General features: G+C 56.0%; 21 protein-coding genes. 15 read left to right on the plus strand and 6 right to left on the minus strand.

Features of this window, described 5'->3' with window-relative positions:
• Window positions 1-591 precede the first annotated feature (591 nt).
• The gene (locus DMG62_18530; GenBank protein ID PYY21444.1) at window positions 592-2,058 is read right to left on the minus strand and encodes a sigma-54-dependent Fis family transcriptional regulator; all 1,467 of its coding nucleotides are present in this window, start codon (window positions 2,056-2,058) and stop codon (window positions 592-594) included.
• A 344-nt stretch (window positions 2,059-2,402) separates the two neighbouring features.
• Window positions 2,403-3,146 carry a gas vesicle protein GvpFL gene (locus DMG62_18535; GenBank protein PYY21445.1) on the minus strand — a complete coding sequence of 248 codons (744 nt, stop codon included), beginning with the start codon at window positions 3,144-3,146 and terminating at the stop codon, window positions 2,403-2,405.
• A gap of 428 nt (window positions 3,147-3,574) precedes the next feature.
• Between DMG62_18535 and DMG62_18540 the strand changes: the two genes are divergently transcribed.
• The 7 genes from DMG62_18540 (at window position 3,575) to DMG62_18570 (ending at window position 9,904) form a co-directional block, all read left to right on the plus strand.
• Window positions 3,575-4,684 (plus strand): hypothetical protein, encoded by a 1,110-nt coding sequence (locus DMG62_18540; GenBank protein PYY21446.1) that lies wholly within the window; start codon window positions 3,575-3,577, stop codon window positions 4,682-4,684.
• Between the two features lie 3 nt (window positions 4,685-4,687).
• Window positions 4,688-5,983 (plus strand): hypothetical protein, encoded by a 1,296-nt coding sequence (locus DMG62_18545; GenBank protein PYY21447.1) that lies wholly within the window; start codon window positions 4,688-4,690, stop codon window positions 5,981-5,983.
• A 56-nt stretch (window positions 5,984-6,039) separates the two neighbouring features.
• Window positions 6,040-6,777 carry a peptidase C26 gene (locus DMG62_18550; protein PYY21448.1) on the plus strand — a complete coding sequence of 246 codons (738 nt, stop codon included), beginning with the start codon at window positions 6,040-6,042 and terminating at the stop codon, window positions 6,775-6,777.
• A gap of 45 nt (window positions 6,778-6,822) precedes the next feature.
• Complete coding sequence (locus DMG62_18555; GenBank protein PYY21449.1) at window positions 6,823-7,962, plus strand: 1,4-beta-xylanase; 1,140 nt, start codon at window positions 6,823-6,825, stop codon at window positions 7,960-7,962.
• Between the two features lie 76 nt (window positions 7,963-8,038).
• On the plus strand, window positions 8,039-8,785 hold the full coding sequence (gene fabG, locus DMG62_18560) for a 3-oxoacyl-[acyl-carrier-protein] reductase (protein PYY21450.1): 747 nt from the start codon (window positions 8,039-8,041) through the stop codon (window positions 8,783-8,785).
• Between the two features lie 65 nt (window positions 8,786-8,850).
• Window positions 8,851-9,456 (plus strand): GNAT family N-acetyltransferase, encoded by a 606-nt coding sequence (locus tag DMG62_18565; GenBank protein ID PYY21451.1) that lies wholly within the window; start codon window positions 8,851-8,853, stop codon window positions 9,454-9,456.
• A 94-nt stretch (window positions 9,457-9,550) separates the two neighbouring features.
• Complete coding sequence (locus DMG62_18570; GenBank protein PYY21452.1) at window positions 9,551-9,904, plus strand: transcriptional regulator; 354 nt, start codon at window positions 9,551-9,553, stop codon at window positions 9,902-9,904.
• Window positions 9,905-9,979: 75 nt separating this feature from the next.
• Here DMG62_18570 and DMG62_18575 read toward each other — a convergent pair whose 3' ends face one another.
• Window positions 9,980-10,654 (minus strand): DNA-binding response regulator, encoded by a 675-nt coding sequence (locus DMG62_18575; protein PYY21453.1) that lies wholly within the window; start codon window positions 10,652-10,654, stop codon window positions 9,980-9,982.
• Between the two features lie 172 nt (window positions 10,655-10,826).
• On the opposite strand from DMG62_18575, the gene DMG62_18580 reads away from it, so the two are divergent.
• Window positions 10,827-11,426 (plus strand): hypothetical protein, encoded by a 600-nt coding sequence (locus DMG62_18580; GenBank protein ID PYY21454.1) that lies wholly within the window; start codon window positions 10,827-10,829, stop codon window positions 11,424-11,426.
• Window positions 11,427-11,789: 363 nt separating this feature from the next.
• Here the strand turns inward: DMG62_18580 and mviN are convergent, their stop codons facing one another.
• Window positions 11,790-13,397: a murein biosynthesis integral membrane protein MurJ gene (gene mviN, locus DMG62_18585; GenBank protein PYY21455.1), complete on the minus strand. Its 1,608-nt coding sequence runs from the start codon at window positions 13,395-13,397 to the stop codon at window positions 11,790-11,792.
• Window positions 13,398-13,558: 161 nt separating this feature from the next.
• On the opposite strand from mviN, the gene DMG62_18590 reads away from it, so the two are divergent.
• The 3 genes from DMG62_18590 to DMG62_18600 all read left to right on the plus strand — a co-directional run bounded on the left by DMG62_18590 (window position 13,559) and on the right by DMG62_18600 (window position 14,893).
• Window positions 13,559-14,146 (plus strand): ribosome recycling factor, encoded by a 588-nt coding sequence (locus tag DMG62_18590; GenBank protein ID PYY21456.1) that lies wholly within the window; start codon window positions 13,559-13,561, stop codon window positions 14,144-14,146.
• A gap of 186 nt (window positions 14,147-14,332) precedes the next feature.
• The gene (locus tag DMG62_18595) at window positions 14,333-14,647 is read left to right on the plus strand and encodes a hypothetical protein (protein PYY21457.1); all 315 of its coding nucleotides are present in this window, start codon (window positions 14,333-14,335) and stop codon (window positions 14,645-14,647) included.
• A 6-nt stretch (window positions 14,648-14,653) separates the two neighbouring features.
• A complete protein-coding gene (locus DMG62_18600) occupies window positions 14,654-14,893 on the plus strand; it encodes a hypothetical protein (protein ID PYY21458.1) in 240 nt (79 codons plus the stop codon).
• Window positions 14,894-15,098: 205 nt separating this feature from the next.
• On the opposite strand, the gene DMG62_18605 is transcribed toward DMG62_18600, so the two are convergent.
• The gene (locus DMG62_18605; GenBank protein PYY21459.1) at window positions 15,099-15,755 is read right to left on the minus strand and encodes a deoxynucleoside kinase; all 657 of its coding nucleotides are present in this window, start codon (window positions 15,753-15,755) and stop codon (window positions 15,099-15,101) included.
• A gap of 389 nt (window positions 15,756-16,144) precedes the next feature.
• The gene (locus tag DMG62_18610; protein ID PYY21460.1) at window positions 16,145-19,690 is read right to left on the minus strand and encodes a hypothetical protein; all 3,546 of its coding nucleotides are present in this window, start codon (window positions 19,688-19,690) and stop codon (window positions 16,145-16,147) included.
• Window positions 19,691-19,936: 246 nt separating this feature from the next.
• On the opposite strand from DMG62_18610, the gene DMG62_18615 reads away from it, so the two are divergent.
• From DMG62_18615 to DMG62_18630, 4 genes are all read left to right on the plus strand, one after another.
• Entirely contained in the window at window positions 19,937-20,641 is a 705-nt protein-coding gene (locus DMG62_18615; protein PYY21461.1) for a polysaccharide deacetylase family protein, read from the plus strand.
• Window positions 20,642-20,708: 67 nt separating this feature from the next.
• Window positions 20,709-21,020 carry a hypothetical protein gene (locus tag DMG62_18620; protein ID PYY21462.1) on the plus strand — a complete coding sequence of 104 codons (312 nt, stop codon included), beginning with the start codon at window positions 20,709-20,711 and terminating at the stop codon, window positions 21,018-21,020.
• Between the two features lie 268 nt (window positions 21,021-21,288).
• Entirely contained in the window at window positions 21,289-21,876 is a 588-nt protein-coding gene (locus DMG62_18625) for a Holliday junction branch migration protein RuvA (GenBank protein PYY21463.1), read from the plus strand.
• Between the two features lie 71 nt (window positions 21,877-21,947).
• The gene (locus tag DMG62_18630; protein ID PYY21464.1) at window positions 21,948-22,628 is read left to right on the plus strand and encodes a hypothetical protein; all 681 of its coding nucleotides are present in this window, start codon (window positions 21,948-21,950) and stop codon (window positions 22,626-22,628) included.
• Window positions 22,629-22,704 lie beyond the last annotated feature (76 nt).

Here is a 22,704-nt window from a genome sequence, read left to right on the forward strand (position 1 = left end):
CGTCAACATGGCCTGCTGCGCGGACAGGCGGTCGGCTTTCGGCAGTCGGCCAGTAGACCGGAGTTGGGCAGTCGGCTTTCGGTCAATGGACCGGTGGGTACGAAGAATTTAAATGACAGCGGGAATTGAATCTGGTCAAGAATTCCAAATCGGGAAGCAAACTGGACTTACAAATCGGATCAGAGGCCGAAAGCCGAACGTGGAGCGCCGACAGCCCTTCCCATCGACCGCCGAATGCTCACGGCGTCCAAGAAAAAAGCCCTCATCACTGAGGGCTTGTTTCAAAGAGGCAAAGGGGAGGGAACCGTTCACGGAAGGAGAAGCAAGGTACCAGACCGCACCGCGATCAGGCATGGGTGAAGGAATTTTCCATTGTGCAAGACCATAGGTCTCAAATATGTAGCCTCTTTTATTACCAATCCCTTATGCACTTCGCCCGCCAAAGCTCATTCGTTTAGGTGTTGAAAACGCGCAACTTAGAAACGAATAGGATTCATGCGACTTTGCTGCATTTGGAAAACCCTAAGTATTGTGGAAGGCGCTTCCTGATCGAAAATCTTCGGAAGATTATATGGAATCCAAGTACCACTTTTAGGCTTCGGTCTGCTCAGATTGGGTACTTTGCTCTTCCATAAGCTTGAGCTTGTTCAGCAGAGCTTTGTAGCTGATCTTGAGGATTTTCGCTGCCTGCCGGCGATTCCAACGGGTTTCCAGGAGCACGCGCTCGATCGCTTCACGTTCAGCTTTCATGGCTGCCCGGCGACCGATTTCGAGCAAGGACAGCCGATCCTCCCTCAGGTGTTTCGAATTTCCCGAAAACCTTGATATCTGGGGCACCGGGGGCTGGGAGTCGAGATGAGTGGGCGCGGCTGGAGCTGGAGGCGCACTGTTTGCCGCCTCAGAGTACATGATGGGCTTGTGAATGGAGAGTTCGCGGATGATTTGCGACTCGTTCCCGACGATCACATACCTTTTCACCAGGTTTTCCAGTTCCCTGATGTTTCCGGGCCAGGTGTATTCCATCATCCGCGTGACGGCGTACTCACTGAATGGCGGCGGCTGCTTACCGTAGAACTCGCTGTATTTGCGCAGGAAGAATTCCAGGAATACTGGGATCTCCTCCCGCCGGTCTCGCAGTGGAGGAATGTGTACGGTGACGACGTTCAGCCTGTAGAACAGATCTTCGCGGAAAGAGCCTCGGGCCACAGCTTGTTCCAGGAATTTGTTCGTTGCGGCAAGCACACGGACGTCAACAGCGATGTCGCGCTTGCCGCCGAGGCGCGAGAATTGTCCGTCCTGCAGCACATGCAGGAGTTTTGCCTGGAGCGCCGGATGCATCTCGCTAATCTCGTCGAGGAATAGCGTGCCGAAGTTCGCCTGATCGAACTTTCCCAGCTTCTGACGGTTGGCTCCGGTAAAAGCTCCGGGTTCGTATCCGAACAACTCACTCTCGAGCAATTCGTGCGGGATCGCTGCGCAGTTCACCTTGACGAAAGGTTTTTCCCGGCGCATCGACTGGCCATAAATCATCCGGGCAACTACTTCTTTTCCGGTTCCGCTCTCGCCCCGGATTAGGACAGTGGCGTTGGTATCGGCCACCTGCTCAATCGTGTTCTTGATCTCCTCCATACGCGGACTGGTGCCGAAGAGGGTGGAGAAATCACTTTGCCGCCGCACGCGATCGCGCAACTGTCCACCATCGCTTGGTCCACGCTTTTCCAGGACTCGCGAGATTCGCGTGAAGAGATCGTTGAGTTGGAACGGAGTTTTCAGATAGTCGTCGGCTCCCAACTTCGAAAGTCGGAAGATGACCTCGGCATCTGCATCATTCGAATAAACGATTACAGGCATTTCGGGGCGCAATTGTTTGAGCCGCTCCAGGGTTTCCCCGCCATCCACCGGTGGCAGCGCGTAGTCCAGCAAGACGACCCCGGGGTCAAATGACCGCAGGGTTCGCAGGCTCTCTTCGTGATTGCCGGCAAAAGCGATGTCGAAGTTGCGCCGCGAGAGGTAGTCGCTCAGCGAGCGCGCCATCGTTTGGTCGTCGTCGGCAATCAAAATCCGGGTCTTAAACGGCAAAAACGGCCCTCTCTAATGGCGTTCTGTTCGGATCGTTGCGCTTAAGGCAAGAAAGCTGAGTAGTGAGCGCGGTGGGCTGCTGAGCTTAGCCGATATGGAAGCAAAGCCAGTTCGCCGGCATCCGAGGCCTGAATCATGTACTCAGATTCCCAAGAGTGGTACTTGGATGCCTATGTTAGCCCAGATTTCGAGGAAAGCATTGCAGAAGTTTCAAGAGAAGCTCTCCAAAAGATAACTAAAGGGTTATCCCTATCGAATCGCCATTGAATGCAACGAAAATGCCCGGCCGAATGGCCGGGCAGCAGATACGCGAACCGGATTTCCTACGAATTAGCGCTTCCAGGAGTCCGGAGTTTACCGGGCATGAAGTGATAGGGAGGCCAAGGTCCGCTGATGAGGATTTCGCAGTTTTTAAGCTGGCGGGCCGCGCTGGAGTAGCTGTTCTGATAGCGCTCCACCGATTTTTCATCGATCAGGTGGGCGATATCGATGAGCATGCCGCCACCATTATTCTTGCGACAACTCACATCTTCCTCGAGCGGATGAAAGAGTTTGTTTACCTGGACAGAGATGGCGCGAGCCTTAGTTTGCCGTTCCCGATGCCGAACTGCCTTTTCCCGGAGCCGGCAAAGATACTCGCCGCCGACCGAAGTAGGCAGTTCGATGTCGTTCATGGCTTCGCGCAGAGAGCCGTCCTTTACCACGAGTTTGAGATGCATTTCCGCCTTGCCCCTCAGTCGCGAGACCGAGTCGGTGAAGGCTTTGCGATTGGCGCGGATAGCCCGGCGCATGGCTTCGTCCGTGTCGAAGACGGTTCCAAAACGGAACGGCAACACGGTCGTGTTGCGGAAGCATTCGCTGACTACGCGCGCATGTTCGATGACCGCCTGCTGATTCAGCTCACCAGGCGTGTATTCACTGACGATGACTGCGAGTTCCCCGCTGGGATAGGCAAATACTTGACTGCCACGAACACCGTTTAATCCATCAACTGGGAAGGGACGACGAGAACGAGCAGAACCTAGGAACGCTTTCTGTTCGGTAATGCAGTATGCGTACCAAGCCATGACGCTTCTCCGTGGCGTGCTGGCGCACAGTGCGGCCAAGCACAGGAAACGAACAGGGTAGAACCGCAACTTCAGATTTTGGAACGGGCGACGCGAGCGACACGCTTTTCGGGGGTGCAGCGTGTTCACAGCTGCACGTATCCTAGTACCGGAACGGAGTAGTTTGCAAGTGCTTCATTTTTCTGGACCTACGGGAAACGCCCAAAAAGTTCGAGGAGAGCTCCACGCAAAGTCGCCGAATTTTAGCCGATATCTTCCGGTTTCATCGGTAAAATGCCCGCTGACTTCTTCAACAGGAAATCGGCCATGTCCTCAGGTTAATCAGCTCGATACCACGAAGTCCCCTTGATTCGGCATCTTAGGAGCAGCAGTAGAACTGTCTCGGGCCTGGTTCAGATCCAGAATTCGTGCTTCTTCATCATTTGCCAATGACTATACCGTCTGGTCCCGAACTCGACACATCGCAGTTTGCCGTGTCTCCGAAAGGCGAATTGAGCCCAGAGATCCTGGGCAAACGCTGGCGCAGCGTGCAGGCGATTCTGCGCATGGCGATTATTACCGGATCGCAGATGCAGCTGGGCCCGGCGCTGAATCTGATCTGCGATCTTGCGGGAATTATTACGAATTTCGACAGCGCCTGCGTCTATTTCTGGAACGAGCCGCAGGAGAAGACCGAACTACGCTTGCGTCGTGGGCACATCAATGACGGTCCCCAGGTGCCATGGGGCGGAAATCTCCTGCACTTCTGGGTGACCCAGCAAGCTCAGCCGTTGTTGATGGAAACGGGACGCAATCCGAAGGTGGACGCTGAACTCGCGGCGACTGGAGCAAAGTCTGCCCTGATCGTCCCGCTGTTCGTGAAAAGCAGAGTGTTGGGATCCTTACAGCTTTTTTGTGAGAAGAGCGAGGCTTTCACCGAGGATGACGCGCAATTATTGTGGACTCTTGCTCTCGTCTCTGAGAATCTACTCACGCGCGAGCAGGCCAATGAAGGCCTGCTGCGCTTCGCATTCACCGACTATCTGACCGGACTGCGGACACGAGGATATTTCGAGCAGCAATTAGACCTCGAAGTAAAGCGCTCGGATCGCAGAAACGAACAGTTTGCCCTGCTCATGGTCGATATCGATCACTTCAAGGCGCTAAACGACACTCACGGACACCAGGTCGGGGACTCTGTGTTGCGCCAGGTTACCTCACTGCTTGTGAAGGATATGCGCGAAGTCGATACAGTGGCTCGTTATGGCGGAGAAGAATTCGTGATCATCCTTCCTGAGGCCATGGAAGAGGAAGCAATCTCGGTAGCACAGCGCATCCGCAAATCCATTCAAAACGCGGACTTCCAAATTGACGCATCGAATGGCCACAAGAAGCTCACAATCAGCATCGGAATAGCTGTGTACGGCTGCGACGCCGATTGCCGCCAGAAATTAATTGAATGCGCCGATGCCGCGTTGTATGCCGCGAAGTCACGAGGCCGTAACCAGGTGCTGACGTACTCGCGCTTGCTCGCCTCCGAGCGGAAGGAAGTTTCTTAGCGCATGGCCTTAACGAGATTCAGGAACCGGAAAGATCCCGCCGCGACTGGAAATAGTCTGCGAACTCATTTAGCCGAGGCGGAGACGCGCCGGCATCCTTCTCCAAAATCCTATCCCTGGGCCGTGATTCACGCTTGCGAACTGGCACGGGATGTCTTGCCGCTAGTGGAAGGTCAGCTGGCTGTGGGCATGAGGCCTTCCCTGCTTACGCCAAACGGTACTATAGGAACGGCTGGATTTTTCAAAACAGGAAAACGAGAACAGGCGCGCTCGATCTCTCTCCTCGAAACCTGGGGTCACGTGCGTGAATGGAAAAATCTGATCTACGAGAGCGCCGCCGAAACCTCCTCCGAATTGCTTCACGCCCATTCTTTTTCGGCAGGAATGGCGGCAGTACGGGTTTCATCCTCGGTCGTGTATCAATTCAGGCGGCCCATTGAAAAGCTGGCCGCTGCGGCTGGGAATGGCGATGAGAACTCGTGGCTTGGCCGCTCCTTCCGCGTTGCCGAGCAGTTTGTGCTCACGCGGGCCGGGGCGGTGGTTGTCAACGATCATATCCAGCGCCTCGCATGCCTGGATCGCGGCGTGAATGCTGCGAATGTATTCTTGATCCCACAGCCTGTCGAGCAGACTCTGTTGGAGTCTGTCCCCGAACGAAAATGGCTGATCGAATTGGCGAACGCCGGACCCGATACAGTCCTGTTACTTGCGCCGGCTATCGAGGGTAGCGAATCGGAAAATCGTGCCGCATTCCTGCGCTGGATGCGCGTGCTGTGCACGGTGCGCGGCGACAATCCTGATGTCCGGCTGGTTTTGCTCGCAGACGGAACTGATAAAGATTCAATCTCTGAGATAGCTTCGTCGTGCAATCTAATGCCGTGGATTTGCGTCTTGCCTCCTTGCGTGCAAGAAAGAGCTCTGGCAACAGCAGATGTCGTGATTTGCGACCGCGAACACGCTGCCGGCGGGATCGCCGTTCAGGTTCTCGCACATGGGCGCGCGCTGCTCGCGTGTGACGCGGAGCAGCATCGCGACATCACTCCGGAAGGCCGCGGCTGCCTCTGGTTCCGGGCGGGCGAGGTAAGCGATATCGCCAAGCGCGCCAGCTTTCTTGCTGGAAATCCACAGTTCCGCCGCGCGCTTGCTTCCGCGGGGCGAGATCATTGTCGCGCGACACGCAGCCCGGAAGCGGTGGGGGCTCAATATGACGCTGTTTACCGCAACGCGTTCAGCAAACGAAAAGGACGCGACGCGAACAGCCCAAGGCCGCAGTTCATCCCGCTGCACGTGGGAAGCTAGCTTTCAAGGTTCGTAGCTCCGAAGGTTCGCAGCTCCGTAGCTTGTAAACTACTGGAGTGAAGCCTCGCATTGCGATTCCCGAACCTACCTCTTCCAACCCTGAATATAACCAGCGTTCCCTGCCCCAGTATCTTGACGCCATCAAGGCTGAGGGCGGCGAAGCGGTTGTCATTCCCGCACGCGCGACGCCACACGAAATTGCCAAGTTGATCACAAGCTGCGAGGGGGTCTTGCTGCCCGGGAGTCCTGCAGACGTCGATCCGCAGAAGTTCGGCGCCGAACGCCACCCCAAGACTGCGACTGCTGACGCAGGCCGCGACAACCTGGATGAATTACTGCTGCAGGACGCACACAACCTGCACAAACCGGTTTTGGGAATCTGTTATGGACTGCAATCCTTGAACGTGTGGCGCACGGGAACTCTGGTACAGCACATTGGGAACACGAGCGTGAATCACGAGGCCGGGCGAAAAGTGGAGTTCGCACACGACGTTCAAGTTGCTCCCGGATCGAGACTCTCGCAAGTGCTCGGCTCTGAGCACGTGCGCGTAAACTCCAGCCACCACCAGTCAGCCGACGTCCCCGGTGACGGCCTGCGCGTTGTGGCCCGCTGTTCCGAAGACGGAATCATCGAGGCGCTCGAAGGCACCTCCCCTGACCACTTCGTCCTGGCCGTGCAATGGCATCCCGAGCGAACTTACGCAGCGGATGAGCCCTCGAAGGCCATTTTTCGCGAATTCGTGAAGGCGGCGCGCAGTTGGAAGCCGCGAGAAGTATCCGAGTCAGTAGGATAGGCTCGCGCGCAGACTGCTTTTCTCGAATAAAATGTCTTCCCGTTCATGAAGACATCCGCGATCAAATTCCTTTTCGCTGCTGTGGCGCTCATTGCCACGGCATTCGCCAGCACAGCCGACACTCAAACTTCTCGCTGGTCCGAGCAAAAAACCCAGGAATGGTACGCCAGGCAGCCGTGGCTGGTGGGAGCCAACTACATTCCCAGATCGGCAATCAACCAACTGGAGATGTGGCAGCAAGCTACTTTCAATCCCGAGCAGATTGATCAGGAACTCACCTGGGCAGAGGGCCTGGGCATGAACACGATGCGTGTTTTCCTGCACGACCTGCTATGGCAGCAAGATGCGCCGGGGTTGCAAAGACGCATTGACCAGTTCCTAACCATCGCGGCACGCCATCACATCCGGCCGCTGTTTGTGCTGTTCGATTCATGCTGGGACCCGTTGCCGCATCTTGGCCCGCAGCATCCGCCGATTCCGGGCATTCACAATTCAGGATGGGTGCAGAGTCCGGGTGCGGCGGCCCTGACAGATGAAAGCCAATATCCTCGACTGAAGTCTTACGTTCAGGGAATAGTAGGAGCCTTCGCGAAGGACGATCGCATTCTCGGATGGGATGTCTGGAATGAACCCGGAGCCGACAACCAGGGATCCTACCCAAAACAGGAATTGAAAGAGAAAGATAAGGTGGCGAGAGTTGCGGTGCTTCTTCCGCAAGTCTTCCAATGGGCGCGAGAGATGAATCCGATCCAGCCTCTCACCAGTGGAGTGTGGGAGGTCGACAAGTCGCTTGATGAGACAAAACTAGGCACCCTGCAGGAGATTCAGCTCCGCGAGTCAGACATCATTAGCTTCCACAACTATTCCTGGCCCGAATACTTCAAGCGTGAAGTCGCCTGGCTGAAGAAGTACAACCGACCCGTGATCTGCACCGAATATATGGCTCGTTCTGCCGGCAGCACGTTTGACACGATCCTGCCGATCGCAAAACAGGAGCGGGTCGGAGCGATCAATTGGGGATTCGTCGCGGGCAAGACGCAAACATATTTCCCCTGGGATTCCTGGAGACATCCCTACGTTCTCGATCAGCCTTCGGTGTGGTTTCACGAAATATTGCTTCCAGATGGCACGCCCTACCGACAGGCGGAAGTGGATTTGATCCGGCAGCTCACCGCAAAACAGTGACGCCCATTCATGCTTCTGAGTTGAGGCGCGGAAGTCTCGTGGCACGTCCTCTATAATTTCTTGCTTGCCAAACCTCATGAAACCACTTGAAGGCCGAGTCGCACTCGTAACCGGAGCATCACAGGGAATCGGACGCGCATGCGCGTTGCGCCTGGCAGCGCACGGAGCCAGCGTTGCGCTCGCCGCGCGCAATGTTGAGAAGCTGCAGCAGGTCGAATCCGAAATCGCATCTGCGGGCGGGCAGGCAGCGAGTTTCGCAATGGATGTCGCGCAGGAAGAGCAGATCAAGACGACGTTCAAATCAGCCATCGAACGCTTCGGCAAGATCGACATCCTGGTCAACAACGCCGGCATCACGCGCGATCAGCTCATGATGCGCATGAAACGCGCAGACTGGGAGGCCGTTCTGGCGACGAACCTCACCGGACCCTATCTCTGCATTCAAGCCGCCATCAGTTCCATGCTCAAGCAGCGCTGGGGACGCATCATCAACATCACCAGCATCTTTGGACAAATGGGGCAGGCGGGACAAGCAAACTACGCGTCATCTAAAGCCGGTCTCATTGGACTCACCATGGCGGTTGCCCGCGAGGTGGCGTCCCGCAACATTACGGTGAACGCAGTCGCGCCCGGCTGGATCGAAACCGCAATGACGGAGGTACTGACTTCCGAATTGCGCGAGAGCATGGCAAAAGCGATCCCGCTGGGCCGCGCCGGAACCGATCAGGAGATTGCGCACGCCGTCTGCTTCCTGGCCTCACCCGACTCGGGTTACATCACCGGGCACGTACTCAACGTGAATGGGGGCATGTTGATGGGATGACCCGCAGCGTTCCCCGTCCCCTGGTAGAGACGCACCATACTGCATGTTTACCGTGGTCTTAACTGATGTCCGAAATAACGCCGGTCCGCAAGCATCGCATTGCAATCGTCCCCGCTGACAACCCTGTCCGCATTGCGGCGGTGCGCGAGTTGTTCAAGGAATATGCGCAATCCCTGAGCTTCAATCTCTGTTTCCAAAGCTTCGAAGAAGAGTTGGCGCGTTTGCCGGGAGAGTATTCCCCGCCGAGTGGAATGCTCCTGCTTGGATTGGTTGACGACCAGGTCGCCGGCTGTGTCGCCTTTCATCGCCTTGAAGGTGAAATGGCAGGAAAGCACGGCGATGGCCCACAAGTCTGCGAGATGAAGCGTCTATATGTTCGGCCAGCATTCCGCGGATCCGGAGTCGCACGCGAACTGATCGATTGTCTGCTTCGCTGCGCTGCGGCGGTTGGATATTGGCGCATGCGACTCGATACCGTGCCCAGCGAGATGGGCAGAGCGGTGGAAATCTATCGAAAGCTAGGCTTCGTAGAGATCGAACCCTATCGTCCAAACCCCATTTCCGGAGCCAAGTACATGGAATTAGACCTCCGAGCATGGCAACGGAAGTGCGGTTCTAGCCAAGGCGTTACCTTGAGCCTCACAAACGCGCAGGACCTCCGAAGCCATTAACCGCCTGACAAAAATTCCCCTTGCAGAAAGGTTCTACTCTGATTACTATTCGCTCACCCCAGGACGCCGCCCCCACGACGAGAAAACCCAAAATATGAATATTGGTGAGACTATCCGCAGTTATCGCCTGCAAAAGGGCATGTCGCAGGGTGACATCGAAAAACGTACGGGGCTGCTGCGCTGCTATCTCTCGCGCGTCGAAAACGGCCACACGATTCCGTCGCTCGATACGCTAGCCAAAATAGCGTCGGCCATGGACATCGCATTGGCACAGTTTTTCGCCGACCACAATTCGGAAACGCAAAATGGAAAGAACCTTCCGCAATGGAGCGACGACGAAGTCCGCTTCCTCACCCAGTTCCGCCGTTATTCCAACAATCTGAACGACAGCGATCGCAAGCTGGTGTTGGCTATGGTCAAGAAGCTGGCGGCGGGTTCTGGGAAGTAGGATAGTCGTTGTCATTCCTCATCGCCAAAACCTGGTGGTTCGGAATGAAAGACAAGAGCGAGAGACAGCAAGAGGCTAAGCCGCCTTACTCGCCTCATTGAGTGCCAAAACAGCCAGCTCCAAACGATCCCGAGCCCCGGTCTTTCCGAAGATACTCTGCAGATGCCGCTTCACCGTGTTCTCACTAATAGTGAGCTGGTTGGCGATATCGCGGTTCTTCATCCCCCGCGCCACTGAATAAGCGATCTGCCGCTCGCGATCAGAGAGACGGTGCAAAGACGCCTGTGGTGTGGCATGAGTCGTTCGCGTGTCATTGGCGAGACTACTCACAACCTGGTGTGCCAACTCGTCAGAAAACGCCAGTTCTCCTGACGCAACCAGGCGGATGGCTTCAAATAGCCTCTGCGGACCATCACCCTTCATCACCAGACCGCGCGCGCCGAGCCGTACTACCTGAGCATAGTCAGTGTCTGACTCCGACGCAGTCAGAACAACCGTCGCAACACGGTTGCCGGAACGGTCCAGTGTGCGCAGAACTTCGAAGCCATCGAAGTCAGGCATAAAGAGGTCAAGCACGAGCACGTCGGGATGGTAGCGCTGCACCATGTCGAGCGCTTCTTGGCCATTCGAGGCCGAGCTTTCAACCTCGAAATCATTTTGGGTTGAGAGCAGCAGCGACAGAGATTCCCGCAAAATGGCGTGATCGTCGGCCAGGACAATCCGGATCTTGGGCACGTTAGGTTCGGACATACGCTATGTCTTAGATGCCCAAAGACTAACTGGGGTGGGAGTGCCAAAGGTGCAATGTCGAGAGCTGCTGCATAGGCGGTTACGAAGGTTCCGGGCACCCGGGAAGGGCAAGGATTTCCCATGCTATATTCCGCTCCAAGCGGCCCATTTGTGCCCAGCCGCAGGTGCGCCCTTGACCATCGACGAAGAGCTGAATCAACTCGAGGACAGTGTCCGCCGGCTAAAAATCGAGTATGACATTTTCTTCGGCGGGGGCGCCAAAAAACCTCCCACCGATCTCGAGTGGCGAGTGCAGTCTCTGCTTAAAAAGTACAGCGACGGCCGCCGGCTCAGCTATGGACAACGCTTCAAATTCAGCTCCGTTCAGCAAAAGTATGCGGTCTACAACTCTCTTTGGCAGCAGAAGCTCAGGATCAAAGAAGAAGGCTACCGCCGCCCGCAGGATGCTCTCCTGGCCATTCAAGGTCTCCGCGACTTTGAGGACGAAGCTCCCGAAGTAATCGAGATCAGCAAGCCGGAGCCTTTCCGCATTACCTGTTCAGATGTCGACGCCGAGAAGAACAAAGTAAAGGCCCTGTACGACGCCATGGCAGAGGCTCGCAAGCAACACAAAGCCAAAGCCCCAGCCGGAAACTTCGAATCGTTCCAGCAATTCGTCAAGAAAAAAACCGAACAGCTTCGCAGGGAGTATGGTACTTCCATAGTCGAGTACAGCGTGGAAGTCGAAAAGGGTCAAGTACGGCTCAAAGCAAGGGCGATGTCAGCAAAATAGTCCCCGCCCTCAGACGTAATTCACAGCGCCGAAGGCGCGGCATTCCCGTAGCCCACATGCGAATGAGCCGTGATGGAAAGACACCCAAAAACCCGAGCCCGTAGGGCGGCATTCTTGTAGCCCACGTGCGGCTCAGCCGTGGGTAAAACGTATCAAAAAGAAAACGAGCCCGTAGGGCGGCATTCTTGAACATGCAGAATGTCGTTGCACATCCATGTTCTCAATCCATAATCACGATTTGCATTCGTTGTTTTGCGCGACGCATCGCCGAATGAATGCCGCCCTCCGGGCTCGGGTTTTTGGGTGTCTTCCCACCCACGGCTCCATTCGCACGTGGGCTACGGGAATATCGCGCCTTCCGCGCTAATCAATGATCGATCGCAACCTTCTCAGCACCGTTTGCGTTTCGGGAATCCCAACCATCGAAGTGAGCAAGAAATAAAGCACACCGTAGGGAATCAGCACCGCCGTCGCGACCAGAATGGGATGGCGATGTCCAACCGCGAGCTTAATCCCAAAACCGACCGCCGCAGATATCAGCGCGGAGAACCAGAGCTTGGCCAGAAATGCGCTGGCAGGCGCTACTGCGCCGATGCGCTGATGCAGCTTCCAGCGTAAGAGCAAAAACTCAATCCACCCAGCAACACCTGCGGACGCTGTCAATCCAGCCACACCCCAACTTCGATCAATGCCAACCATCTGCGGCAAGCGCAGCGCGCAAAAGAGTCCGAGCAAAGTAGTAAGCGCCACCCGAATCATGGCGAAGCGCAGCGGCGTGCGCGTGTCGCGCAGCGCGTAATACGTCGACGAGTAGAGTCTTCCCAGCGATGACGCGAGCAGTCCTACCGCTGAGCCGGCGAGAATGCCCCAAACGTATATCGCGTTCTCGTGTGTGAATCTTCCCGACTGATAAATCAGTGCCGACACAACATCGCCCAAAATAAGAAACGCCATCGCGGAAGGAACTACAAGAAATGCGATCTGGCGTAGCGCTCTGCCGAGACGGGTTCGCAACTGCGCTGCGATCTCGCTGTCGCTGCCGAGCGTTCCCGACATTGCCGGCAACTCCGCCGCCGACACGCTCATGCCGAACAGGCTGATCGGCAGTGTGTAAAGGATCTGCGCGTATCCCAAAGCCGCAACCGCCCCTGTCGGAAGATAGCTGGCAATGATCGAATCGACGTAGGCGCTGAGTTGCACCACGCCACGACCGATAAGAACAGGAAAAAAATTGCGAACTACCTCGTGCACACTCGCGAGCTGAAGCGCAAGTTGAATTCGCAGGCGGCCTATGAGGCGCAGCGTCACGGGTAGCTGCACGCCCAGTTGCAAAGCGCTGCCTGCGACCGATCCCCACGCCGTGATCACAGCCAGCGACTCCTCAGAGTGGTTGCGCCCAAAGCCGATCAGCGTGGCGATCATCACTGCATTCCAGGCGACCGGCGCAGCGTAAGAAAGAAAGAATTTGCGATGACTGTTGAGAATGCCCAGGCACCACGCCGACATCACCAGCAGTCCAGCGCCGGGAAATAGAATGCGCACGAGACGAATGGTGAGTTCTCGCTTGGCGCCGTGGAATCCCGGAGCGATGGCGTCAATGATGTAAGGAGTCGCGAGCACTCCGATCAACACGAGCACTGCAGTGACAAGCGCGAGCAGGGTGGCTACCGCATCGGCCACATCGCTTGCTTCTTCATCTTTACCGAGCGCTCGCAGCCGCGCATAAACAGGAATGAACGAGGCCGATAGAACTCCCTCCCCAAACAGATTCTGCAGAAAATTCGGGATGCGAATGGCAGCACGAAAGACATCAGCTGTGTCGGAATTGCCGAAGTAATGTGCGAAGACGCGCTCGCGAATCAGACCGGCAATGCGGCTGAGAAAAATTCCCGCAGCAACCAGACTTGCCGAACGCCCACTCGCGGCTGGTGCGGGTTTCTGGCTCGATGTGCTCTCGGTCGGAATGGGCATTCCAATGTCAATCTAGCATTCAGGCAAAGCGGTGACTAATGGTAGAGACGCAGCATGCTGCGTCTCTACTATGTGCCGCGAAGCCTCGCGCACCTTCCTTTATAATTACCGTTCTTTCATATCGCCGCTTCAGCAACTGAAGCGCCGCTCGGGAGCAAGAGATGGCGGTTTCCATGATGGCCGGCAATCCGGCGCTAAAAGAACCCTATGCGCAACTGAAGTCCCGCATGGACAAGGCTGTGAGCGACTTCCGCAACAGCCTTCTGTCTACTCGCACAGGACGGGCTTCGGTCCACATGGTCGACAGCATTCGCGTCGCCTACTACGGATCGGAAATGCCGCTGAATCAAATCGCGCAGGTGCATGCTCCGGAGGCACAGTTGATTACCGTGCAGCCATTTGACCCGAGTTCATTCCCAGAGATTGAAAAGGCGCTGCGCACTTCCGATATGGGCTTCAATCCGCAGAACGATGGAAAAATCATCCGTATTCCCGTTCCGCCGCTTACCGAGGAACGCCGCAGAGACTTGGTGAAGCATCTGCACAAAGTCCTCGAAGATCACCGCACCGCTGTGCGCAACATTCGGCGCGATGGCAACGAATTGATCAAGAAGGCACTGAAAGACAAGAAAATCTCGGAAGACGACGAAAAACGCGCGCTCGAAGAGATCCAGCGGCTCACCGACGACGAGATCAAGAAGATGGAAGAGATGAGCAAGGCCAAGGAAAAAGAAGTGATGCAGGTGTGAGTGCCACGCTCGGGAACTGCTATCCACCCGGTCTAGGAAAGATACTCTTTTGAGGATCCTAGCTGGCGAGCTGGTGAGTGCGCAAAATTGGGACAAAGCAAACCACAAGCATCCCAAAATGCCTCTAGTTACCTTTGGAACTTCGCTGCCTAGGGCGGGGTTTGAAATCGATAGACGAATACACTAATGTCCACTCAACACAGCATGGCAATCCTCGCACCATCTCTAGATGCTGTTAAAGGGCAACTCAAAGCAGAATTAGCCCAGATTCCTGCTGTTGAGACCGTGTGTTTGGCTCACGGGGAAGCCGGGCTGTACGTTTGGGTCGGCATTCGCAGGGATGAGGACACGGTTTGGCAAGCTATTGCCGATGTCGAGGAAAGAGTTGCCGCGGCTCACTCCGATGCCAGTTTCGATTTTCACGTAGTGCCGCTCTCGCCGGGACGACGTTTAGAGGACTATGTATCTGTAGGTCAGCAGATATTCCATCGAGCAGCCTGAAGGCAAGTGCCCAAAACCGGAGAACACGTTCAGCGGGCAGCTCAGAATCTGGAATTCGCGCAGCACTTTGATCTCAAAACCAGCCTCTATATCGATTGGGCGGTGGCTGCCTACTTTTATGCCGCCTTGCATCTTGTTGATGCACTCCTGTTCGAGGTTGACGGAATAGATCCCGGCAATCATGAATTCAGATGGAATTTCGTGAAGAACAAGCTGTATTTACGCGGAATAAAGAACGAATATTGAGTGCTGAAACAGAAGAGTGAGAATGCTCGTTACGACTTGATTACGTTCACCAGCACAAAGCTGGAAAACGAAGTAATTCCACGCTACAGATCAATTGAGCAGCATATTCTTCAGCAGCTACCGAGTGCACTCGTTGGTAGTTATCGCTGGTTGACTCGCCCAAAGGCTGCGCCGTAGCGAATCGGTTAAACCGGCAGTTCCTGAGCTAAGCGCTGGCCGCCTCAGATCCCAGCGGCAGGAAGTACTGCGTGCCGCGGATCGGCTCTGACAGCCGCCGCAGAAGTTCCTGTAGATCCTGATGGCGGTCGACGAAGTCGATATCGTTCGTGTTCACTACCAGCAGATCAGAAGCTGTGTAGTGAAAGAAGAAGTGCTCGTATGCCTTGACGACCTCTTCAATGTAGTCATCGCTGACTGCCGATTCACCCGGAGCGTTTTTCCTCCGCAGACGCCTCTTCAGAACTTCCGGACTTGCCTGCAGGTAGATGACAAGGTCGGGCGTGGGCAATTGTTCGCGGAAATAGTTGTAGTAACGGTTATAAACAGCCAGCTCGGCATCGTTGAGGTTGATGCAGGCAAACAGCTTGTCCTTTTCGAAAGTGTAGTCGCAGACGATCGCCTTGTGCGGATTGCGCTCCAGCGCGCGCAGCTGATCAAACCGGGCCATGAGGAAGGCAAACTGCGCCTGAAATGCAGCGCCGGGCTCACCATCGTAAAAAGCCGCAAGGAACGGATTGTTTTCGGGCTCAGTGACGCGCTGCGCGTGCAACCGGTCCGCAATAATGCCCGAGAGCGTGCTCTTGCCTACGCGAATCGGACCGTCCAGGGCGATGTACCGGGGGGGATCGAAGAGCTTGGCCATAAACCGGGTCTGCTCGGAGCATAGCGTGGAGTAGGAAGAGGAAACAATGCCAAAATTTCCACCGACCGCTTACGTGGTTCCGGCCGCCCCCGCCGGTACAAGGCATGCGACATGACGCGCGGCTGAGTTCGCAGAGACGCCGTGTGAGCTTTCCTGCAAATCCTTGATCCCCATTTTAGCTACGACGCTCGCAACTCTGCCGCATGCAACTGAAACGGTAAAACTCAAGCACAACAATCCAGTGAAGCGGGGGGCTAGTTGCGAATGCCGACGACTACAGATGGTTGTGTATGAGTAGCTACGGCGACTTCAATCGCATTTGTGTCGCATGCCTTCTACCGGCGGGCGACCGCCGGAACCACGTAAGTGAACGTGTTCACTGCGATCCATCAAGGAACCGCGACCCCACTTGAAACCGTGGATAACGTGCTCTCCGTCCCACTCGTATCCACCGCAGTCAACGCGTAGTAATACGTCTGCCCTGAAGAGACCGTTGCATCTGGGTATGTAAGCCCACTGATTCCAGCAGCGATGCGCGTGAAATTAGCCGGCTGGGCTTGCACACATGCTGTGGCTGATGTTCCGCAACGATAAACGTTGTAAGTAACGCTGGGAGTCGTGCTGGCGTTCCAGGCGAGCGTCACGTTCGCCAAACCCCTCCCTGACAGCGACGGAGCCACGCTGTTGATGTTGCTGGCGAACGTCACCATTCCCGTAGCTGGTCCTGGTGAGCCCGACGCGGGTGCAAACGTCACGTTGATTTGCATGCTTTGACCGGCGGCGATCGTCATCGGCATGCTGGGCCCAGCGCTGATTGCGAATGCACCGCCTCCGCCACCGCTTTGCACGATGCTGTCGGAGTTAACTGTGACGCTGTTTCCTACAGCATTGAGCGTGAATGCCAGGGGAGGACTCGTACTACCGTCGGCCACGTTGCCGAAAGTCAGGCTGGCAGGAGTAACTGTGAGTCCGGCGCCGGTTCCAGCGAGGTTCGCCGTCGCCAGAGGCGTCGTTCCGTTATTCAGAGACAGAGAACCCGAGGCGCTGCCCGTGGCCGTCGGAGCGAAGGTAACGGGAACAACCGCGCTCTTTCCAGAAGCGATTGTGACTGGAAAAGTAATTCCGCTCACTCCAAATCCGGCGCCTGTGACTGTGGCGGCGGTGAGTGTCACATCTCCGCCTGCTGCGCTCAAGATCGCCTGGATTTGTCCGGTTGACCCGAGGTTGACATTCCCAAAACTGAAACTCGAGGGACTCAACGAAGGCCTGCCGCCTGCGGTTGTGAAGTTCAGCCCGGCTACATTTGCATTGTTCACTGTGGCGGACAGGCTCAGTGGAACAAAGCTATAGGAACTGTTCTGAGGTGTGATGGTGTAAGCGCCATTCGCCAGGACTGTGAACGTATAGTTGCCGTTTAGATCAGGTGTAGTGGTGGCACTAGCCGCTCCACTCAGCGTGATTGTGGTGCCGGCACTTGCAGCTGCGCTGACGGTGCCTGAAATGCTTGCCGTGGCTGAAATGGTCATGCTGCCGGCGATGTTTCCTACCGAGGCGGAAATTGTCGATTGACCAACGCCCGCGGCTGTTGCCATGGCGCTTGTATCGAGGCTGACTGCGGCCGAATCGGAAGAAACCCAGACCGCGGAACTGGTTACGTTCTGCGTGCTGCCGTCGCTGAAAGTTCCGGTTGCACTGAGCTGCTCGTTGGATCCTATCGCGAGTGATGCGCTCTTTCCGATAACCGCGATCGATTGCATTGCGGCGGCGGTCACTGTCAGCCCGAAGCTGTTGGAGGCAATGCTGCTCTGGGTTGCGGTGATGTTGGCAGTGCCGATAGCTACGCCGGTCGCAAGACCACCAGCGCTGATGTTGGCAATGGACGGACTCGAACTCGCCCAGGTCACAGCATTCGTGAGGTTCTGGCTGGTGCCGTCGCTGAACGTTCCAGTCGCCGTGAACTGGACGCTGGTGCCTTTAGCGATCGAAGAGCTGCTTGCATTGATCGCGATGGATTGCAATACCGCCGCAGTCACAGACAAGGCGACGCTGTTTGATGTAACTCCATCTTGCGTAGCAGTGATATTGCTGGTGCCGATCGCGACACCACTGACAAGACCTGTCGCGCTGACGTTGGCAACCGCTGAATTCGAGCTGTTCCAGGTAGCGGCGCCGGCCAGGCTCTGGGTACTGCCGTCGCTGAAGGTTCCGGTTGCGGTGAACTGAACGCTCGTGCCTTTGGCGATGGAAACGGCGGACGCGCTGATAGTGATCGATTGCAGCGCGGCTGCGGTTATCGTGAGAGGAAAAGTGTTGGACACAACTCCATTTTGTGTGGCAGTGATGCTGCTGGTGCCGATGGCCTCTCCGGTCGCCAGGCCGCTTGCGCTGATATTCACTGTCGCCGGAGTCGAACTCATCCAGGTGGCGGTGCTGGTGAGGTTCTGTGTAGTTCCATCACTGAAGGTTCCCGTCGCTGCGAACTGAACGCTCGTGCCTTTCGCGACCGAGGAACTGCTCGCCGTGATGGCGATCGATTGCAGCGTGGCTGCCGTTACTGCCAGCGCGAAGCTATTCGAAGTAATCCCGTTTTGGGCTGCAGTGATGTTGCTCGACCCGATGGCCATGGCGCTCGCTAATCCGCCGGCGTTTATGCTCACAACCGCCGTAGCCGAGCTCGTCCATGTGGCCGTATTCGTAAGGTCCTGAGTACTGCCGTCGCTGAACGTTCCTGTAGCCGTGAACTGAACTGTTGTGCCTTTCGCAATGGAAGAACTGCCGGCGTTAATTGTGATCGACTGCAGGATGGCAGCGGTCACGCTAAGCGGAAAGCTGTTGGAGGTGATTCCATTCTGGGTCGCGGTGATGTTGCTGGTCCCGAGCGCGACACCGGTGGCCAGGCCCGTCATGTTCACTGTGGCAATCGCCTGATTTGAAGTCGACCACGTGGCGGTGTTGCTGAGGTCCTGTGTACTGCCATCGCTGAACGTTCCGGTAGCCGTGAACTGAAGGGTTGTGCCTTTGGCAATCGATGAACTGCCGGCATTGATCTTGATCGACTGCAGTATGGCCGGAGTGATTGTCAGGAGCACGGTGTTGGAAGTAATCCCATTTTGGGTCGCGGTGATGTTCGCCGAACCGATCGCAAGGCCACTCGCGAGGCCAGCGGAGCTGATATTGGCTATGGCTGGACTTGAGCTCGTCCATGTGACGTTGTTCGTCAGGTTCTGTGTGCTGCCGTCGCTGTAGGTTCCTGTGGCTGTGAATTGAACGCTTGTTCCTTTCGCCATGGAAGAGTTGGTGGCGTTAATGGTGATCGATTGCAGAGTGGTTGCGATCACGGTGAGAGCTACCGCATTCGATGTGACTCCCGCGAAAGTAGCCGTGATGTTCGTGACACCTGCCCCTACGCCTGTAGCGACACCGCCAGAGCTCATGGTCGCGACCGACGGATTGGAAGAGGTCCAACCTACAGAACTGGTCAGATCTTGAGTGGAGCCGTCGCTGAACGTTGCCGTCGCAGTGAACTGGTCAGTGCTGCCCTGTGCGATCGATGCAATCGCTCCGTTAATGCTGATTGATCGCAGAAGCGACGATGCCGAAAAATCCACCGATATAGTGGACGATCCTCGGAGAGTGATGTTCTGGCTGGCTGGTTGAAAGTTGAATCTTGGATTCGAAGGATTGATGGTGTAGTTACCGTTTGGAAGACCGGGAAAAGAGTAGTTGCCGTTCACGTCGGCAACTGTCGTTCCACTCGCTGCCCCGCTGAGCGTGACTAAGGATCCGGCGGTCACGCTTCCGGGATTGAGGGTACCTGAGATCCTGACTGCTTTTGGAGAATGACCTTGACCTTCTAAAACTGGAGTGCCCGGCAGTACCGTCAGGAAAAGACACACTACCACCGACCCGCTTTTGAAAGATCGCACGTGCACCACTCCTCAATGTGAGTTCTTGACCGGGGGTCAAGCGGCCAGAGTGGATTTTGGTAGAGGTTTGGATGGACGAACTGATTCTGCGGTTTTATGGAAAATCAGCAAATCCGGAGATGAACACGAGGTCACAAACGTTACAAAAAGAAGAGGTGACGCTTCTTGGCGTTCTGTTTCTCTTCGTCATCGGAGCGTGCCTGAGCGCAGCCGAATGGGTGTTCACCTCGTCTGTTCCTCTAAAATCACGAGAACGTGATTTCAAAACCAGTTATTGCAGGCGCGCTCGCCGGAGCAGGATACCTTGCCTATCACTGCTACTCTCCTGAGTCGCAACTCTACGGGCGCACTTTGACGCACTGCGCCGATGCCCAGCATCTTGCGCTTACTTACGATGATGGTCCGAACGATGTTCACACCGAGCACTTGCTCGATGTGCTCGCGCGGCACGACGTGAAAGCCACGTTCTTCCTGATTGGGCGCTTTGTGAGCGCGCGTCCGCAGATTGCGCGTGCCATCGCCGATGCTGGACATCTATTAGCGAACCACACCGAGACACATCCGAACCTTCTGTTCCGTTCGCGCGCGAAGGTGCTCCGTCAGCTCTCAGACTGCTCCGAGGCAATCGCCGATGCCACGGGCGTGCAGACGCGACATTTTCGTCCGCCGTTCGGAGCGCGCCGTCCCGCCGTGCTCCAGGTTGCGCGCGAGCTCGGCCTCGAGCCGGTGATGTGGAGCGTCGCTTGCTACGATTGGCATCGGCACGCAACAACAGACAGCGTCTTTCAACATGCTTGCAAGGGAATCGAGCGCAACCATGCTCGCGGGCACATTGTCCTGTTTCATGACGGGGGTCATACCAATTTGGGACAGGATCGCAGCCACACGGTTGCGGCCACAGAGCGCCTGATCTTGCGATACCGGGGGCATTATCGTTTCCGCCGCGTCGACGGGATTTGACTTGGATCCGCTTCAGCGGAATGCGGGGAATGCTGGAATTGAGCTATCATCCGCAGAGGCGACATATATGGCTAAACCAAAGCTGGATGCATTCGAGGTTGGCTGCCCGTGCTGCGGAGCGCTGCTGAAGGTGGATCCGGAGACCAGGGCGGTGATCGCGCATACTCCCCCAGCGCGTCCGAAGACCTTTAACGACTTCGAAGAAGCGGCGCGCGCGATGCGCGAACAGGAAAGCCGCAAAGAATCACTCTTCCGTCAGGCAGTGGACGCAGAGAAGAACAAGGCCAATCTTCTGGAGCGCAAATTCCAGGAAGCCATAAAGCGCGCCAAAGATACTCCCGATACCGGCAAGCCGCTGCGGGATTTTGATTTGGATTGAAAGGCAGGAAAGACAGCAATTAGCGATTAGCAATTAGCAATTAGCTGAAACTTGAAGCAGCAAAGGCACTCGTGATTCTGAAAAATATAAGGCAGCTAGCAACAGGCTGTAGGTGCCAGTGGTTCAGCTTATCGCTAATTGCTAATCGCTTATCGCTGCCTTTTCGCCTATCGCTAATTGCTAATCGCTCATCGCTGCCTTTCCGATTTAGCTTATTGCTAATCGCTAATCGCTTATCGTTGCCTTTCAGCTTATCGCTTCCTTTCCCATGATCGCTCACCTTCGCGGACGGATCCTCGAAAAAAATCCTTCACACGTGATCCTCGAAGCTGCTGGTGTGGGCTACGAGGTCACGATCAGTGTCCCGAGTTTTTCCGGATTGCCGGCCGAAGGGGCGGAGGTTTCGCTGTACATCCACACGCACGTGCGCGAGGACACTCTCGCGTTGTATGGATTTCTGCGGCGAGAGGAAAAGCAGCTCTTCGAACGGCTCATCGGGGTCAGCGGCATTGGGCCAAAGCTCGCCATCACCGTCCTGAGCGGCATCGCAGCCGATGCGCTGGTAACCGCGCTGCGGAGCAACGATCTCACCGCATTGACGCGCATTCCCGGAGTGGGAAAAAAGACCGCTGAACGCATGGTGCTGGAATTGCGCGACAAGCTCGAAGGACTCGCTGCGGCACCCGCCCCCCCGCAAACCAGCCGCATGGAAGAAGATGTCGTCTCTGCCCTGGTGAATCTCGGCTACCAGCGCACGCCGGCCGAACACGCAGTCAGGCGGGCTCTGGAGAGAGCGGGAAACGCCGCGTCCTTTGAGCAGGTTTTCCGGCAGACGATGACGTTGATGCAGAAGTGAGTCGTTGAGGCACGGAAGTCGCATCCCGACGGTCAATAGCGGCACCCGTTACGCGCAGTTATAGTGCGCTTATGCGCCGGATTCTGGCTTCCATAATTGTCTTTACACTACCCGCAAGTGCCTCAATTTCGCTCCGGGAGAGCCTTAATCTGTCGCTCAAAGTGCCTTTAAGTGGCTTCTTTAGTGCGAAAAAGCTGCGCCTTGCTGGCTGGGTATTGCGCAAACAAAGCGCAAATCTCGAAAAAACCGCGTTTAAAGTCGCAGAAAAGCCGTGCGAAAACTGGGCTTGGGTGGCCGGAATCGTGTCGCTGGCTGCCGCGCAAGGCGTGCATATTGAGCAGCAATACCTGGTTGATCGTCTCTATGGAGGCTCAATTTGTCGCTCGTCTCCTGTCGATGTGGGCTCTTTAGCGCGTGAGATAAGCCGCGATTACGTGCTTCCAGACGGGCAAAGGTTCCGCTTAGAGGCGCAATTCAGCGCCGGAGCGCCCACGCAACCTGATCCGTTGATCGTCGCGATGCGTCAAAATCGGCCACTGATGGTGCTCTGGAATGGGCGCAGCTACCTGCTTACGGGTGTCAGTTACGACGAATACACGGCGCCAACCGGCAATAAATTGTTGATTGTGACGGAATTTAAACTCTTCGATCCCGCCGCCAATGCACCAAAAAACGAGCTAACGTTCTCCCGGGAGAGCGACAACGCCGACGATTTGGGTGGCGTACTCGTTCTTAACGTCTATCCGAAGTAGTCACTTTGCGCATCTATGTGACTGCAGAGTTCAGCAAATGTGACCGCTGAACCTGTTCAGATGACCTGCTTGAGGT

It is taken from the genome of Acidobacteriota bacterium, assembly GCA_003225175.1.
GTDB lineage: Bacteria > Acidobacteriota > Terriglobia > Terriglobales > Acidobacteriaceae > Gp1-AA112.